The following is a 15,439-nucleotide window of genomic DNA, read 5'->3' on the forward strand; positions in this document are numbered from 1 at the left end:
TGCGTCCGGGCGCGCGGCTTTCGCGCGTCAATCGAGCGAAAGTCGCACCGCGAAGCCAATCAGCGCCGAAGAGAAGGCCCATTTCTGCACGGTCTGCGCCAGCGGATGCCGGCGCAGCCACACGGCGATCCGCGACGCGCCCAGCACGTAGATCACGTCGAACAGCGCGCACACGATCACGAGCAGGATGCCCAGCTCGGTCACCTGCAGCCAGACCGACCCCGCCTCGGGGCGAATGAACTGCGGCAGCAGCACCGAGCAGAACAACAGCGCCTTCGGATTGAGCAGGTTGGTAAGCAGGCCCTTGAAGAAGTCCGCGCGCAGCGGGCGCTCGGCCATCGCACCGGCCTGATCCGGCAAGGCAAAGCCCGGCGCGCGGAAAATCTGCACGGCAATCCAGGTCAGATAGAGCGCGCCGACATAGCGCACGACCTCATAGAGCCACGGTGCGTTATGGAGCAGCGCCGCGAGACCGCACGCCGAAAGCGTGACGTGCGTGGCGCGCGCGAGCCCGAGGCCGCAAGCCGCCGCGAAACCGCGCCGCGCGCCGCGGCTCATGCTGGTCTGCATCACCAGCGCCATGTCCGCGCCCGGCAATGCGCTGACCACGACCAGGGCGGCAATGAACATCAACAGCAGGTGAGCGGAAATCATGTTGGCCTCGCTTGGAAGAGGCTCTATATTGCCGCTAACGCCGGAGCGATTTCTGACGTTTTTTGTGGATAACCCTTCAATACGAAGCGGAATGCCCTAAAATTTTGTCATCGAAATCAGGAAAGCACTCCGCGCCATGAGCGATCTGGACAAACTCGACCGCGCGATCCTCGGCACCCTGCAGGCGGACGGCAGAATGCCGATCGCGCGGCTCGCCGAAACCGTCGGCTTGAGCGAAACACCTTGCGCGCGCCGCCTCAAGCGGCTCGAGCAGGAAGGCTATATCGAGCGCTATCGGGCCATGCTCTCGCGGCGCAGGCTAGGCTACGGCGTGCTCGCCTATGTCTCGGTGCGCTGCGCCGTGCACGACCGGTCGCTGGCCGACCGCTTCGAGCGCGAAGTCTGCGCGATCGAGCGGATTCTCTCGTGCCACAACGTGGCCGGCACGGCGGACTATATTCTGATGGTCGTGGCGCGCGACCTCGACGACTACGGCACGTTCATGCGCGACGAGTTGCGCAGTCTGCCGGGCGTCACGGCGGTCGAATCGGCGCTCTCGCTGCGCGCCGTGAAATCCGAGGGCCGGTTGCCCTTGCCGTGAACACGCCACACTTTCTCTTCTCAAACCGGAGCTTTCGATGAACCCAGAACAGGCACGAGCCGAAGAGGCCGCCGCAATGGACCGCGTGCTGAACGCCACGCAACGCGTCAAGACGGCATTCACCGCCTTGCAGACGCAATTTCCGCCACAAGGTGAAGGCCGGCCGTCGCAATTTGCCTTGCAGACATTCGACGCCGCGCTGCAGGAGCTTGAAGACGCCCAGGCGGCCTTCGACGAAATGCTCAACGACCTGTTCGATGGCAATCGCTGACGGACTCGCAACGGACGCGAACTGCCGGCGCGCCTGAATTTCGAAGTCCGCTAGCGCCCTGTCCGGGGCAGTTGCCGGACAAAGGCTGCAATCCGATTGCAGGCCTCGATGAGCCGCTCATCGTCGACCACGAAGCCGAAGCGGACATAGCCGCTTGCCGTTTCGCCGAATGCGCTCGCGTCGAGCAGCGACACTTTTTGCGCTTCGAATAGCTGCCACGTGAACGCCTGTGGATCGAGGCCGGTGCCGCGCACGTCGATCATCATGAACATGCCGGCTTCCGGCAGCAGGCAACGCAGCCCCGGCACGCCGCTCAGGCGCGCATAGACCAGGTCGCGCCTGCGCCGGTAGATCGCACGCATTTGCGCGACGATTGGCTCGCGCTGCTCCAGCGCCGTGAGCGCGGCCTCCTGGATGAAGCCGGGCAAGCCATAGAACATGCACAAGGCGAGCCGCCCCAGATGGCCGATCAACGTTTCGGGCGCAATCACCCAGCCAAACCGCCAACCCGGCATCGCATGCGATTTCGAAAGGCTGCCGATTGTCACCGTGCGTTGCGCCATGCCGTCGAGCATTGCGATGCTCACGTGCTCGCGCTCAAAGGTGAGATCGGCATAGACCTCGTCGGAAACCACCCAGAGATCGTGACGCTGGGCGAGCTGCGCGATGCGCTCGAGATGCTCGCGCGGCATCACCGCGCCAGTCGGGTTGCACGGCGTGGCGAAGAAAATCGCGCGCGTGCGTGGCGTGAGCGCCGCTTCGAGGGCGTCGCAATCGAGATGAAAACCGTTGTCCGGATCGACAGGCACCGGCACGAGCGTCGCGCCCGACGAGCGAATCGCCGCCTCGTAGGTCAGGTACATCGGCTCCGGCACGAGCACTTCGTCGCCGGCTTCGCACAGGCATAGCGACGCGGCGAAAACGCCGTTTTGCGCCCCTGCGCACAGAATCACGTTCTGCGCATTCACGTCCCGCGCGCCCGCCGCCGCGTGCTGCCGGGCAATGGCTTCGCGCAGCGGCTCGCGCCCCATGATCGCCGTGTAGTGCGTATCGCCCGCGCGCAATGCCGTCACGGCACGCTCGACGACAGGCTCGGGCGTCGCGAAATCCGGATCGCCCACGCTCAGGACGATCACGTCTTCGCCACGCGCCGCCGCCTGCATCGCGGCGTGATGGATCTCCCACGCCGACGTGCGCCGCCCCTGCAAGCGCTCCACCAGATTCGAATATTTCATCGTCCGCGAGTCTCCCTGCGACGCCGCCTGCGTCGATTCATGTTCAATCCGTGCGCCTGGCGTGATGCGCATACGCACGGCAAGGACACCACGATACCAAGGAACGCGATCGAGGAAAAATAGCGCAAAGGAATTTCCGTCCCGCCGGTACGCACTGGGAGCCGCGCACATGATGGGCGCGCGCCCGACACCGCGCGAGCGCGCCGGCGCACACCGGAGCACAATGCACGCTGGCCGGCCGTGCCGCACATGCTCTCGTTCACCACGCTCGATGCGGGCGCGGCCGTGCGCTATCGTCGGCTCGCCGCCCGGTCCTGGGCCACTCCTGGAGATACGCCATGCCCTCTTCGCCACGCAGCGTCGCGGAAAAACGCGCCGCATTCCGAGCCTTGCATGCTTCCGGCTGCTTCCTCTTGCCCAACCCGTGGGACCCGGGCAGCGCGCGCTATCTCGAGAGCGTCGGCTTCAAGGCGCTCGCCACGACCAGTTCGGGCTTTGCATGGTCGCGCGCTTGCGGTGACAATTCGCTGCCCCGCGAGGCCGTCCTCGCGCATCTGCGCGAGATGGTCGCGACCACCGATTTGCCCATCAACGCGGACTTCGAAAATGGTTTCGGCGCCGATGCGGCCGACGTTGCGCAGAGCGTGGGACTCGCCGTCGACACAGGGGTTGCAGGGCTCTCGATAGAGGATTCGACTGGCGACCCGGCCGAGCCGCTGTTCCCGCTGGAGGTCGCCGTCGAGCGCGTGAAGGCCGCGCGACGCGCCATCGACGAACGCGGCGGCGATACGTTGCTGGTGGCGCGCGCGGAAAACTTCTTCACGGGCGAACCCGATTTCGAAGACGCCCTCGCGCGCATCAAAGCCTATGCGGCGGCGGGTGCGGACTGCCTCTACATGCCGGGGATCCACGCACGCGAGCACATCGTTGCGGTGGTTGCGGCCGTTGCGCCCAAGCCTGTTAACGTGCTGATCGGCTCGGCTTCGGAATTCACGCTTCAGGATCTTGCTGGGATGGGCGTGCGGCGCGTGAGCGTGGGCGGCGCACTGGCTCGCTCCGCATGGGGTGGCTTCATGCGTGCCGCTCAGACGCTCGTGCAAGGTCGCTTCGACGGTTTCGTCGACGCGGCGCCGGGCAATCAGCTCAACGATCTATTCAGGGATCCTTCCTGATTTTTTCGACGGTACCGTAGCGCCGCTCACGGCACGACGAAGCGCTTCACGAGCGTCAGCTCACCGGGCTTGCGCATGGGCGCGCGTATCGTCTCGCTCTTTTCGTTCGGCGTGCCTTCGTCGGTGATGATGGTGATCTGCGCCACGGTCATGTCGCTGCCACTGTTGCCATTGCCGTAGTAGTTCACGTAGACGAGGTACGTGCCGTGCAGTGGCGCAGCGCTCGAATAGATCTCGGGACCGTAGCCCGTCGTCACGTCCACGTCGAGCGCGCCGCCGTTCGGCGCCACACGGTCGGCGTAGAACGTGTGCACGCCGTCGGGCGATACCACATGCAGGTCGAGGTCGGTGCCGTCTGTGTCCCAGGCGAGCACGATCCGCAGGCGCGCCTGCGTCTTGCCCGTGTAGGCGTCGTAGAACTGCACGCGTTTGCGCGTGCCGTCCGCCGTGCGCAGCTCCACGCTGTTGCTGCCCGCGCCAAACGCGAACGGCCGCGAGAACGCGCCGTCTTCCTCGATTCGCTGAGGCATGGGCGTGCCGTTCACTACGAGCGTGCCCACCGAGGTGCCCGGCCGGGCCTTGGGCGCCGCCTTGATGTGCCCCGCGATCAACGCGTTGACCGACTGGCCCTCCGGCGTGCTCACGGCTACGGCGGGATAGTGGACGTCCTGCGTATAGCGCGCTTCGTCGCCGGCCGAATTGCGCCAGCCGTTCAGCGGCGCAGTGAAGTCGATAGTGTCGGCATGCGCGGCGTTCGTGACCGCGACGAGCGCAAGCGCGAAGCCCACGAGCCCGTGGCGTAAGAAGCGACGATGGAGCCGGATCTGATGCATGCTGGGTCGCCTGGTTGTCGTGTAGATATTGAAGCTCAAAGTCGCTCGCTCTTCACGAGCAAGAGATCACCGATCTTGCGCAGCGGCACCACGCGCGTTTCGCGACGCTCGTTTGGCGTATTCTCGTTGAACACGAGCGTAAGGGTAGCCGTGATCACGTCGCGATCGTGCGCGGATGGATCGAAGTTGTAGCCCGTCGAATCGAAGTTGCCCCAGTAGTTGAAGAAGAACAGCCAAGTGCCATGCTCCGGCGCCGCCGACGAGAATATGCCCGGCCCGGCGCCATCGACGGAATCCACATCGAAGCCGCTACCGTCTTCGAGCGTGGGATTTCCAAAATACGCATGCAGGCCACTCGGCGTGATCACGTGCAAATCGACTTGCGCGCGCGGGTCGTCCCACGTCACGATCGCGCGCAACCTGGCCTGCGGCTTGCTGCGATCCGCTTCGTAGAACTGCATGCGCTGACGCTTCGCACCATCGGCCGAAATGATTTCGATGCTGTTCGAACCGGCGCCGAATGCCCAGGGCCGCGCGAAGAAACCTTGCTCGTCGGTATAGAGCGGTGTGGGATTGCCGTTCACGACCAGCATGGGCGGGCGGCGCGCATGCGGATCGACATGTTTGAGCTGGCCTTCGATCAGCGTGCGAAAGCGCTGTGCGCCGCGATCGATGGGCGGGCGCGGATACCCTGCCACGTACTGCTCACCCTCATTCGTGAGACCGCTGTGACGCCAGCCGTTAAACGCACCAGTGAGACGCGCGAGCGTGCCGGAATCAGCGGCATTTGCGGCATCGCCAACTGCATGCGCTGGCGCGCACTCCAGCATGATGACGCCTGCCATGGCGAGCACACGCGAGCCAACGCGCCGCCGTGCGGCTCGAGCGGTGTCAGTCGTCGTCCATCGCGGTTTTACGAGCGTTTTCATGGTTATTCAACTTCCAGTGAGGATCAGCTTGCGCGCGGTCTGCTCGATAAACGCCTCGTCCTGCCCGCGTGGATGGTGCGCAAACGCGAGATGCAGATACTCGTGCGCGAGCGCAATGCGGTCGTCGTCGGAGCGCAGGCGGCGGATATAGACGCGATTGCGCCCGGCATCGGCATAGGGGCGGCCCGTCGTCACCTCACAGACGGCCGGCAACTCAGGTTCTTCGTAGCCTGCCTCGCCCGCAAGGCGCCGCGCCCAGACCGGCGCCTCGCGGCTCAGCCAGTCGCGCGCGCCCGCCACCGGCTCGCAATCGCCCGCGAGCGGGCTCGTGAACGACGTAAGCGTGGCCTGCGGCCAGGTGCGCGCGAGAATCCCATCGAACGCGAGGCCTCGCTGAGCCGCGACCTTCGCGTCGAGCCAGCTCATCTGGCCGGGCGCGGTCTTGTCGTGATGAAACTGCACCGGCACGCCCGCGAGCACCAGGCCATCGGTGAAATCGGCCGCGTTGCGCGCAGCGGCGCGCGGCGCGCGCGGCAAGACGCGCTGCGTGCGGCTGCTGTCGTCGATGCGGTAGCAGCCGCGCGAACGGCCCGCGTTCTGCACGAGATAGCTGCGCGCGGCCACTGCGAGCGCGCGCGCCGCCTGCGGCTGCGCCGTATCGCCTTCGCGCTCGACTACGCGCGCGACATAGTCGTTCATGCCGAAGCGCCCGACGATGCGCGGCTTGCCGGTCTCGTCGCGATCGAGCAGCAACTCACCATGGCTTTCGATGGGCAGCCAATTGCCGTTCTCGAATCCCACGCTGAACGTACCGTCGAGCAGACCGGGCTGCGCGGCCCGCCCGCCCGCGTGTGTATCGATCACGTTTCGTATCGGATAACGAGAAAAAAAATCGACGACCACACAGGCACGGTCGTCGGGCACGGCGCTCTGCGCGACCAGCGGCGCAATACGCGGCGCCGCGGCGGCCAGCACGCGCACGCTGCCTCCGTTCCCGCCAAGCCAGATCGGCGTACCATCGGCCAGCCAGCCCGCCGCGCCGCCTTCGTAGCCGCCGGGGTTTGCTGGATCGGGCATGGTCCAGGTCTTGGCCCGCAGCAGGCTGCCATAGAGCGATACGGTACCCTCGCCGCGACCGCTCGTGACAACCGACACCAGCGTGCTCGCCGTGTCGTCGCGGGCACGCGTGGGCACGGCCTGCAACGCCTTGAGCAGATCGGCCACCCGCACACGGCGCTCCGGGCGCAGCGCGTAGAGATCCTGCAGCCACGCGGGCGCCTTCTGGGCGCGCCAATACTCGCGCCAGCCCAGGGGATCGAGCTGCAATCTATGGGGCTCGAAAAAGAGGCCGCACGACTGCACCAGCGCACGATCGCGGTCGATGTGGCCGCCAGTCATGCAGCAGTACACCTCCTCTCGATCGTTGCCATCGCATTGATAGTCGGGTGCGGGAATTCGCCGGTCGATGAGATACGCGTAGACGAACAGCTTCCAGACACTGCCAAGCTGCGTCTCGAGCGTCGGCGGCAGCGGCGTGCCGGGACCCGGTACGCTGACCTCGGCCGCAGTATCGAATATCCACAGTCGCGCGCTGCCATCGTGCAGCCAGGCGAAGCGCAGGGCCGACGGCGCCGCGGCCTGCGCAGGCCGCGGCAAACTGATTGCAAGCGCAACCATCGCGAATGCGAGCGCCGCCCTCAAGCCGGCTATACGCACCCTCACGCCGGCTATACGCACCCTCACGCCGGCCTCACTCGATGCGCAGCGTGACCATGCGGTCGCTGCGGCCGCCTTCATACGCCTTCTGCTCCGGCTGGTACATGCGGAAGTAGCGTGCGGGCGGCATCGTGAACGTGCCAGGCAGGGCGAAGCGCACGAGCTGGCGCAGCGCCACGGGACGATCGAGCAAAGGCACGGGCTGGTGATAGCCGAGTTCACCCATCTCGTAGCTGGCCGCGCGCGCGAACGGCTGCGGACCGCTGCCGCCCTCGCCTGCGCCGGGCAACCCGGCAATGCTCACGCCCCAGCTCGTCGCCTCCACAGACCCGCCCGGCGGCAGCGGCACGTCGAGCAAGCCATAATGCAGCGCCGATTTGTCCTGCGGCGTGAGCCTGACTTCGTCGACATAGAGCGCGTTGCTGTCGACGGCGTCGCCGGCCTTCATGCGATGCGCCTCGAACGTGGCCCGGCCCGCCTGCTTTTCGGCGTCGCTCGACGGCGCGATCGGGTCGAGCCGATAAAGCGTGCGCTCGATCTTCACCGGCAGGCGGCTCGCCTGGGCCGCACGGCTGCGGTACGAAACCAGCGCCGAGACCTCTGGGCTTGCGCCGCCCACGTCGAGCGAGGTGGGCAAAGCCGCGCCGGTCCACTTCCAGAGCGTTGCCCCCGTGGGCGTCGTCGTGCGCGCCCAGCCATTGCTTTGCAGCGCGGGCAAGGGCTGTGCCGCATCGCCCGCGCGCGAGCCGCCCATGGCCTTGCGCAGCCACAGCAATGTGAGTGCCCGGTCGATGGTCGGATACGTCGCGCTGCTCTGCGCGAGCACGGCGTTTGCATCCACGGGTGTGCCCGCGTCGCCGGCCATGGCCAGCAGGCTCTGGATCAGCGGCGTCGGATTCGTCATGAGCGACGCGCGTGCGCGCGCGGCCAGCGTATTGAAGCCTTCGGGCAAGCTCGCGTTCGTTACCCGCGCTGTCCACGCGATCAGCACCACGGCCGCTTGCAAGCCACGCGGCGAATCGGGCGCGGCGAACACGAGGCTGTCTTCCACGCCGTATGCGTCAGGCAATGCTTTGGCATCCTGATCGAACATCGACGATGCCCGTTGCGCAAGCTGCCCGGCCACGCCCGAGACTGGCGTCGCCACGGGCTGCCCCATTTGCTGCAGCAGCCAGAGCGCCAGCGCGCGATGCAGCAACGGCTCCTTCGCGCCATTGTCTCGATAGATATCGAGCGCGTGCTGCCAGTTGCTGTCCGGGAGCGAGATGCCGAGGCTGCGGCTCGCCAGCCAGTCCGCGTAGTACGCGTAGGCCGTGATGAACGCGCTGCCCCCTGTGGTGTCGCCCCACCAGCCAAATGCGCCATTGATGCCTGCAAGCAACGCGAGTCGCTGGCGCTGATTGCGCAGACGCGCCTCGAGACCCTGTGTCATGCCCTGAGGCGCAGCAACGCCCGGCGCTGAACCATCGGCATCGCGGCCCAGCGCATCGTGGGCGAGTGCGAGCGGAATCAGACGGCTCGAGGTCTGCTCGGCGCAACCGTACGGGTAGGCGATGAGATCGTCGGCCACGCGCGCAAACTGGCTCGCGCCCGTCGAAACGATGCGCACGCGCACATCCTGCGCATCGGGCGCGAGCGCGAGCGGCTTCGGACTGGCGTCGAGCGTAACGGGCATTTCGCGCAGATCGAGCCAACCCGGCGCGCCAAGGCTCACTGAAGTCTGCAGGCGGTCCATCTCCTTGCCGTTCACGCGCAGGCTCGCATCGACGAGACCCTGCGTGAGCACCACGCGTGGCAGTGCCAGGTAGTTCGCGCCAGGCTTGAGCGTAACCTTGCGTTCGAGCGCGAGGCCTGCACCGTTGACCGTCCACTGCGCATCCACATCGGACGAGCCCTGATTGAACGCGAGCATGTCGATCGCCGGCTGATCGCCGCTGCGGAAGCTCGCAGGGCCGCTCCATTTCAGATAAAGCGGCTTGTCCGAGCGCACATACGCGGTACGCTGCCCTACCGTGCCGTCCGCGGAAACCGCGCGCACGGTAATGCGCCAGCGCGCGAGTGCGTCGGGCATGCGGAAGGTCATGCGCGCGTGGCCACTCGCATCGGTTTGCAGATCGGCCTGCCATGCTGCCGTGTCGATGTCGTCGCGACGCGGGCGCTCCAGCACCTTTACGCCGCGTTCGTTGTACTGCCCGCGCTGCGGGCCACCGGGCGCACCACGCATCGCGGAAAGCGCGAGGTCGTAGGTAATGAACGAAAGACTCGACGTCGTGCGCACGTTGTTGCGGCGCGGATGATAAAAGAAGTCCACGATGTCGGGCGCAATTTCGGGTTGCAGCACGTACACCATTTCGTCGACCACGCTCACGGTGAGACGCGCGGGCAGCGCCTTGCCGCCAAGCGTGCTGCCCAGATCGAGCGTCACGGTTTCGCCCGGCGCGTAGACGGACTTGTCGCTCTTCACGGCGAGATCGATCGAGGGCTTCGCGACCACAATGCCCGCGTTCTGGAATACGTATTCGCCGTCGTGCACGTAGAGCACCGAAAACGTCATGTTGGGAGCGAACTCGGGGCCGACCTTGATGCGCGCTTTCCATTGCGTGGGGGCCACGCGCGTGAGCGTCAGCCAGTCCGCGCCCTTCGAAAGCAGTGCGCGCGCTTCCACGCTGTCGCGTTCGAGCGTGAGCAGCGCGTCGTCCACGGCATACGGGAACGTGATGAGCGCTTCGGCCGTATCGCCGATCTTGTAGCGGTCCCGGTCGAACACCACTTCGACACTGCCGGGAATCGCCTTGAGGCCGTCTCCTGCCACCCAATGGCTGGCCGCCGCTAGCAGATTGCCCGCGTCGTCCTTCACCGAGAGCATGTATGAGCCCGGTTCGTCGAATTGCATCGGGAAGCTCACGCGGCCGTCCGGGCTCGCGGCGGGCAGTGTGCCATCGGCCTTCGTCTGCGACTCGAGACGCACCCATTCCCACTTCGCCGGCTTGTGCGCCGGCGCCGCGTTCGTGCCGATGCCCGGGTTAGCGCCAGCACTCGTTTCCTCGGTCGCCCCGGCCAGCGCAGCCAGTGTGAACGTCACACGCTCGCGCGGCTGCGAAAACGATTTGACGGTGCTCAGGCGATACGGCGTCGCGCCGCGCGCGATCAGCACCTCGCGGGTCACGCGCACGCGATACGCGGCGCCGTCCTGCGCGAACAGCGTAAGCGCGTAGCGGCTCGGCTCCTTCGCGGCGGGCAGCGTGAGTGTGGCGTTACCGTCGCTATCGGTCTTCAGCTCCTGCTGTTCGAGCTTCACGGGAAAGAGGCCCGAATAGCGCAACTCGCCGTCCACGATCGCCACCTTCTGCGCGCGCAGCGTGACCGACACCCTCCCGCTCTTCACGGGCTTGCCATCCGGGTAGCGCAGCGCTATCTTGCCCTTGGGCGTGTCGCCGGTTGCGTAATCGGACTTGTCCATCGTGAGGTTCACGTCGAAGTGCGGCTTCACGTACTCCGCTACGCGGAACGCGCCTCCGTAGCTGTCGCCGTTGTAGTCGAAGCGCAGCGTATAGCCGCCACCCTGCGCAGTCGCCGGCAGCGTGAAGGTCGCTTCGCCACCGCTTTCCGATGCGAAATCCACGTTGCGCGTCGCGATCGGCGCGCCGTTCGGATCGAGCACGTCGAGCTTGATCTGTGCGGGCGCGGCGGGCGTCGACTGATTCGCACTCTGGAAAGTGCGGCCGATGAACTTCACGTGGACCGCGTCACCAGGACGATAGAGCGGCCTGTCCGTGACTGTGTAGATCTTGGTGTTGTAGATCTCGCTGTCGTAGTAGAAGTTTTCCGATACGAAAACACCGCCCTGCGGATCGCTGCCGATCACGTAGCTGCGCTCGGGCGAGACGTGCTGGAGCACCAGCGCGCCATCCGCGCCGGTGGAGCCGCTTTGTAGCACGCCCACGCCATCGGTCCAGTTCACCTCGGTGCCGGGCACCGGCTTGCCGTTGTCGCGCCGCGCCGTCCACACCATCAAACCGCTCGACGCGGCCTTCACGACCGCGACTGTATCGGAAACGAACAACAGCGTATGCGCGCGGTAGTTTCCGATCATCGCTTCGACGAGATAGAGCCCCGGCGGCAGCTTGCCGACCGGAATCATCACGTTGCCCGACTGCGCCTCCAGGAAGTTGCTGCTACTGCCTGCGAGGCTCACGCCCTTGGGTGGCTGAATCGTCTTCGCGTTCCAGATCGGATAGCGGAAGCGCGTGACGAGTTCGTAGCCGCGCAGCGGCGCGAAGCGCGATTGTGGCTCGAAATGTGTGGGTGCATTCGGCTGCTCGCCGAGCTTGAATTCGGGCTTCGCCTCGGTGACCTTGCTGCGCGTCGCGAACGAAAGCACGCGCTGCCACGCGCGGCGCGCATCGCTGAGCCAGCGGTCCCACAGGTACGCGAGCGTGTTCGCGAGACCCTCGCCCTGATAGTTCGGCTTGATGTTCAGGCGATGCAGGTTCTTCTGCGCCTTGAGAAACGCGAGCGGATTCGGCACCTTGTAGACGACGACATCCGCGCCCCCATAGCCTTCGAGCTCTGACTGGAATTCGCGGCCCGGCGCCTCCAGACGCACCTGCGCGAGCTGGTTGCTGCCGTAGCTCGCATCGGAAAGCAGGAAGAACGGCTGGCCCTGCACGACCTGGCTGTCGTAGCCGCTCGACGGCGGCGCGCCCAGAGTGGGATTCGCGTCGATGCTCTGCTGTGCGGCGTTGTCGCCGTCGTCGGCCCAGGCAGGCGTTGCCCCCAAACCCAGACACAGCGAAAGCAACGCGATCAGCGCTGCAAGCAGCGCCGGAGCGCCCGAAAATGCGCCGTATTTCGTATCGGAAATCCGTGCCCGTGCGACCACTTTCGCATTGGAAACGCGCGAGAAAAACGGCGCGACGGAACGCAGCGAGAAGAGTAGACGTTGCATGGCGGTACTCATGGCGTCAGGAATGCGAAACGAAACACACCGACGAAGTTCGGATTGCCGTCGAACGGCTGCCAGCGGGAATCTTTCCATTGCATCAGGTCGGAAACGGCGACGGCGCGCAGACCGCTATCGGTCGGCGTGACGATGCCCGTGTGATAAGCGATGTAGCGGTCCAGCCAGATCATCAGATGCTGGTCGTCGCCTTGATCGAAGAACAGCAGGTCGCCCGGCAACGCCTGATTGACGTCGCGCGAAATGAAGCGGCTGTTGCGTTGAATGAGCGCGATGGCCGAGACGTAGGCGCCCACGCTGCCGTCGATCCGCGTCCAGCGGTTCGCGAGCGTGCGCTGCTGCGGGCTCAGTTGCAGTTCAGGCGGCAGCCGGCTCGCATCGCCCGCGCCGTTCATGCCGTTGGCCTTGAGCCAGCGTGCGTCATGCTCGCGCAGCGCCTCTACGGCTGCAAAGCGCACAAGGCCGGCGCAGTCGCGCTGGGTCCAGCGCGGCGTGGGGCCGCGACGCATCTGCTGATCGACGATGCGCACGAACCACGCACGAAATATCGTCGATTGTGCGGGCGTGAGCGCGTCGGGGTCGGGCGCGGACTGCGTCGGCATAAGCGCGCGCACCGGGCCCGCAAGCGCCACGCCGAGCGCGGCCGCTCCGGCTGCCGCGCATCGATGGAAGAAGCGCCGGCGCATGATCAGTCGCCGCTCGTGCCGGGCTGGGCCGGACGGTCTTCGGCACGCTGCGGGACGTCTGCGCTGACATCGCCGCGGGTGGCATTGCTGGCATCGTTGTCCGCGTCTTTCGGGCCTGCGCCCAGAGGATGCCCCGCTGCCGCGTCGCCACGCGGCCCCACGCTCGCGCCCGGCTCCACATGCCACTCCACCGGCACCCAGCCCGCCGACGAAGGCAGCGAGTCCGGCAGGCTCAACGCCAGCGGCGGGTAGCTCGCCACCGCGTGCAGCTTCGGCAGCAGATGTGTGCGGGCGGCGTTGCGGAAAATCGCCTCCTGATCGGCCGGCAGCGCGCGGCCCGCCTCACGCTCCACGAGCGCCGCCGCCGTGGACGGCATGACCGACACCACCGTGGTCGACAGGCGCTGCGGCGAAAGCGTGTCGGCGATGGCCGGGTAGCGTTTGTCCAGCACGGCGAGCGTGTCGTCCACGAGGCGCGCGTCGGGCGAGAACACCACGTAGCCGTGCGCGAGCGCAAGCGTCACCGGAAAGTAGCGCGGCGCGGAAAGCTGCGCCGCGTAGGACGAGCCCGCACTCTGCGCCGTGCCCGAGCGGGCGCTCACCGCGCGGATCCAGAGCGTGACGCCAGCGGACGGCTCCTTCGTCTGCACCGGCAGGCGGCGATAGCCTGTCTCGTTGCCCGCCTTCGCTTCATACGCGCCAATGGCGTCGCCAAAGACGCTCGCAAGTGCGCCCTTGACCGCGGCCAGTTGGGCCGGATCCTGCGCCGCCCCGGGTTTGAGGCGCGCCACGAACACCGGCGCCACGAGTGTCGATTTCGCATACCAGCACACGCCCGCGGGTCCGGCGAGGCGCTCGCGCAAAACCTTCGACGCGGCCTGTTCGCCCTCGCCCAGCTTGCCGAGCAGATCGGCAGCATCGCTCCAGTCGACCGGCAGGCTCGCGCAGGCCGCCGCGTTCGCGGGCAACGCACGCCAGAGATCGGCGCTGTCCCAGTGCTGCGGCAGATGGGTGGGATCGACGAGCGCAGCCGTGCTCCAAGCGCCGCTCGCGCTCGCATCGTTCTTGCCCGACGCGGCGAAATCGAAACGCAGTGCATTAACGCCCGAGAAAAAGGCCTGATACCCGAACGAAAGATAATTGACCGAGACGATCAACCGGTGCCCATTCACGTCGGCGGGCGCGTGCTCGAGGCGATAGGCGCGCAGCGCATCGTCGCCGCCGTCGTCGAGCATCTTCCCAAGCGCCTGCGCGCGTTCGCCGATCGTCTTGCCGTCCGCGTCGAGCAGAATGCCTGGCTCCGACATGATGATGAGCCGCTCGCCTTTCGCCGCGAACAGCAGCGTATGGCCGACCGCGAGCTTGAGCGCGTAGACCGGCACGTCGCCGGAGAGCGTGGCCGCCTGGTTCAACTGGCTGTCGCTGGTCGCGACGTTACCCACGGCCTGCATCAGCTTCGCGAGGCCATTGCGGCGCATCGTCATCACCCAATAGCCGAGGCGGCCGTCGGGCGAGCGCCACAGCAGCACGCGCGAAGGTTCGTCGAATACGCGCTTGATAAGTTCGTCGCGCCAGTCGAGATCGTGTTCGAATGCGAGCCGCCGGACGGCGCCCTCTGCGGAAAGACGTGTGGAATTGGACTCGTAATAGTCGACAAAATCGCGCGTGAGCAGCGTGTGCAGCAATGGCACGCGAATCATATCGCGCGGCAAACGCGAAAGAGCTGCGCTGTCGATAATGGCGTCGGGATAATGAATATCGAAAGCGACTTCGTGAGACCGAAACGTCGATCTCCCGCCGAATGGACGCCAGATCGCCTGAATGGCGACCAGCGCAACGATTAAAACCGCGGCCGTTAGCGCGGCCTTTTTGCGCGTTAACTTCATCGAATCAATCGCCCTGAAATGGGAAATCGGTTTTCTTTTGTGCCGCCACGCCCCGTCGGCAGGGCACACGGCGTTTTGGTTGCCGCACACAGGTTCTTTCTCTGCGAGCGGCTATTTTCTGTTGGCAGCGATACTACCTTAAAAAATATTTACATGCCGTGAATGATTCTTGTCACACGGAATATTCGCATATTTTTACATTCTATTGCCATGCATGTTGCGTAACGCATTATTGATTGCCCGAATTGCGACGTCGAATTGAGTCGATGTGACCTTACTCCTCTGTAGTATCCCACGGTAAAGTTAGTGGCAAGACCGCGGAAGAAACCTTGTCATGAAGAAGTCGCGGTTCAGCGAAGAGACCTCCAGGTTCTGACGGACTGAGCGGCCCCCGGTAAACAGTGCCATGATGTAAGCGAGTTTTCGGCGGACTTTTCGAAGGAAAGGAGCCGTGCGATGAAACGCAAACGCTTCAGTGTCGAGCAGATTGTGGCTG

12 protein-coding genes are annotated in these 15,439 nt (G+C 65.7%); 3 read left to right on the top strand and 9 right to left on the bottom strand.

Annotated elements, in window-relative coordinates; all coding sequences use genetic code 11:
* Window positions 1–27 precede the first annotated feature (27 nt).
* The gene (locus tag HV773_RS34430; RefSeq protein ID WP_175198302.1) at window positions 28–654 is read right to left on the bottom strand and encodes a LysE family translocator; all 627 of its coding nucleotides are present in this window, start codon (window positions 652–654) and stop codon (window positions 28–30) included.
* Window positions 655–790: 136 nt separating this feature from the next.
* Here HV773_RS34430 and HV773_RS34435 point away from each other — a divergent pair, with 136 nt between their 5' ends.
* Together HV773_RS34435 and HV773_RS34440 are read left to right on the top strand one after the other, a co-directional pair.
* Complete coding sequence (locus HV773_RS34435) at window positions 791–1,255, top strand: Lrp/AsnC family transcriptional regulator (RefSeq protein WP_175198303.1); 465 nt, start codon at window positions 791–793, stop codon at window positions 1,253–1,255.
* Window positions 1,256–1,292: 37 nt separating this feature from the next.
* A complete protein-coding gene (locus HV773_RS34440; RefSeq protein WP_035534754.1) occupies window positions 1,293–1,526 on the top strand; it encodes a hypothetical protein in 234 nt (77 codons plus the stop codon).
* Between the two features lie 50 nt (window positions 1,527–1,576).
* Here HV773_RS34440 and HV773_RS34445 read toward each other — a convergent pair whose 3' ends face one another.
* On the bottom strand, window positions 1,577–2,761 hold the full coding sequence (locus HV773_RS34445) for a pyridoxal phosphate-dependent aminotransferase (protein ID WP_175198304.1): 1,185 nt from the start codon (window positions 2,759–2,761) through the stop codon (window positions 1,577–1,579).
* A 338-nt stretch (window positions 2,762–3,099) separates the two neighbouring features.
* Here HV773_RS34445 and HV773_RS34450 point away from each other — a divergent pair, with 338 nt between their 5' ends.
* Window positions 3,100–3,933 (top strand): isocitrate lyase/PEP mutase family protein, encoded by an 834-nt coding sequence (locus tag HV773_RS34450; protein WP_175198305.1) that lies wholly within the window; start codon window positions 3,100–3,102, stop codon window positions 3,931–3,933.
* A 26-nt stretch (window positions 3,934–3,959) separates the two neighbouring features.
* Here HV773_RS34450 and HV773_RS34455 read toward each other — a convergent pair whose 3' ends face one another.
* The 7 genes from HV773_RS34455 to HV773_RS36725 all read right to left on the bottom strand — a co-directional run.
* Window positions 3,960–4,766 carry a YfaP family protein gene (locus HV773_RS34455; RefSeq protein ID WP_175198306.1) on the bottom strand — a complete coding sequence of 269 codons (807 nt, stop codon included), beginning with the start codon at window positions 4,764–4,766 and terminating at the stop codon, window positions 3,960–3,962.
* Between the two features lie 35 nt (window positions 4,767–4,801).
* Entirely contained in the window at window positions 4,802–5,596 is a 795-nt protein-coding gene (locus tag HV773_RS34460) for a YfaP family protein (protein WP_175198313.1), read from the bottom strand.
* Between the two features lie 105 nt (window positions 5,597–5,701).
* Window positions 5,702–7,372, bottom strand: coding sequence for a DUF2300 domain-containing protein (locus HV773_RS34465; protein ID WP_175198314.1), 1,671 nt, complete (start codon window positions 7,370–7,372; stop codon window positions 5,702–5,704).
* Window positions 7,373–7,445: 73 nt separating this feature from the next.
* Window positions 7,446–12,359, bottom strand: a complete 4,914-nt coding sequence (locus HV773_RS34470) for an alpha-2-macroglobulin family protein (RefSeq protein ID WP_175198307.1) — start codon at window positions 12,357–12,359, stop codon at window positions 7,446–7,448.
* 8 nt (window positions 12,360–12,367) lie between these two features.
* Complete coding sequence (locus HV773_RS34475; RefSeq protein ID WP_175198308.1) at window positions 12,368–13,057, bottom strand: DUF1175 domain-containing protein; 690 nt, start codon at window positions 13,055–13,057, stop codon at window positions 12,368–12,370.
* A 2-nt stretch (window positions 13,058–13,059) separates the two neighbouring features.
* Window positions 13,060–14,943, bottom strand: coding sequence for a DUF2138 family protein (locus HV773_RS34480; protein WP_175198309.1), 1,884 nt, complete (start codon window positions 14,941–14,943; stop codon window positions 13,060–13,062).
* Window positions 14,944–15,246: 303 nt separating this feature from the next.
* On the bottom strand, window positions 15,247–15,439 hold a 193-nt coding region (locus HV773_RS36725; protein ID WP_217481971.1), incomplete at its 5' end, for a hypothetical protein.

Origin of the sequence: Paraburkholderia caffeinitolerans (assembly GCF_902859945.1) — a bacterium.
Lineage (GTDB): Bacteria > Pseudomonadota > Gammaproteobacteria > Burkholderiales > Burkholderiaceae > Paraburkholderia > Paraburkholderia caffeinitolerans.

Excerpts from the sequence above, each read along its gene's own strand:
- HV773_RS34430 (WP_175198302.1), bottom strand. The coding sequence starts at position 654 with ATGATTTCCGCTCACCTGCTGTTGATGTTCATTGCCGCCCTGGTCGTG.
- HV773_RS34435 (WP_175198303.1), top strand. The coding sequence starts at position 791 with ATGAGCGATCTGGACAAACTCGACCGCGCGATCCTCGGCACCCTGCAG.
- HV773_RS34440 (WP_035534754.1), top strand. The coding sequence starts at position 1,293 with ATGAACCCAGAACAGGCACGAGCCGAAGAGGCCGCCGCAATGGACCGC.
- HV773_RS34445 (WP_175198304.1), bottom strand. The coding sequence starts at position 2,761 with ATGAAATATTCGAATCTGGTGGAGCGCTTGCAGGGGCGGCGCACGTCG.
- HV773_RS34450 (WP_175198305.1), top strand. The coding sequence starts at position 3,100 with ATGCCCTCTTCGCCACGCAGCGTCGCGGAAAAACGCGCCGCATTCCGA.
- HV773_RS34455 (WP_175198306.1), bottom strand. The coding sequence starts at position 4,766 with ATGCATCAGATCCGGCTCCATCGTCGCTTCTTACGCCACGGGCTCGTG.
- HV773_RS34460 (WP_175198313.1), bottom strand. The coding sequence starts at position 5,596 with ATGCTGGAGTGCGCGCCAGCGCATGCAGTTGGCGATGCCGCAAATGCC.
- HV773_RS34465 (WP_175198314.1), bottom strand. The coding sequence starts at position 7,372 with ATGGTTGCGCTTGCAATCAGTTTGCCGCGGCCTGCGCAGGCCGCGGCG.
- HV773_RS34470 (WP_175198307.1), bottom strand. The coding sequence starts at position 12,359 with ATGCAACGTCTACTCTTCTCGCTGCGTTCCGTCGCGCCGTTTTTCTCG.
- HV773_RS34475 (WP_175198308.1), bottom strand. The coding sequence starts at position 13,057 with ATGCGCCGGCGCTTCTTCCATCGATGCGCGGCAGCCGGAGCGGCCGCG.
- HV773_RS34480 (WP_175198309.1), bottom strand. The coding sequence starts at position 14,943 with ATGAAGTTAACGCGCAAAAAGGCCGCGCTAACGGCCGCGGTTTTAATC.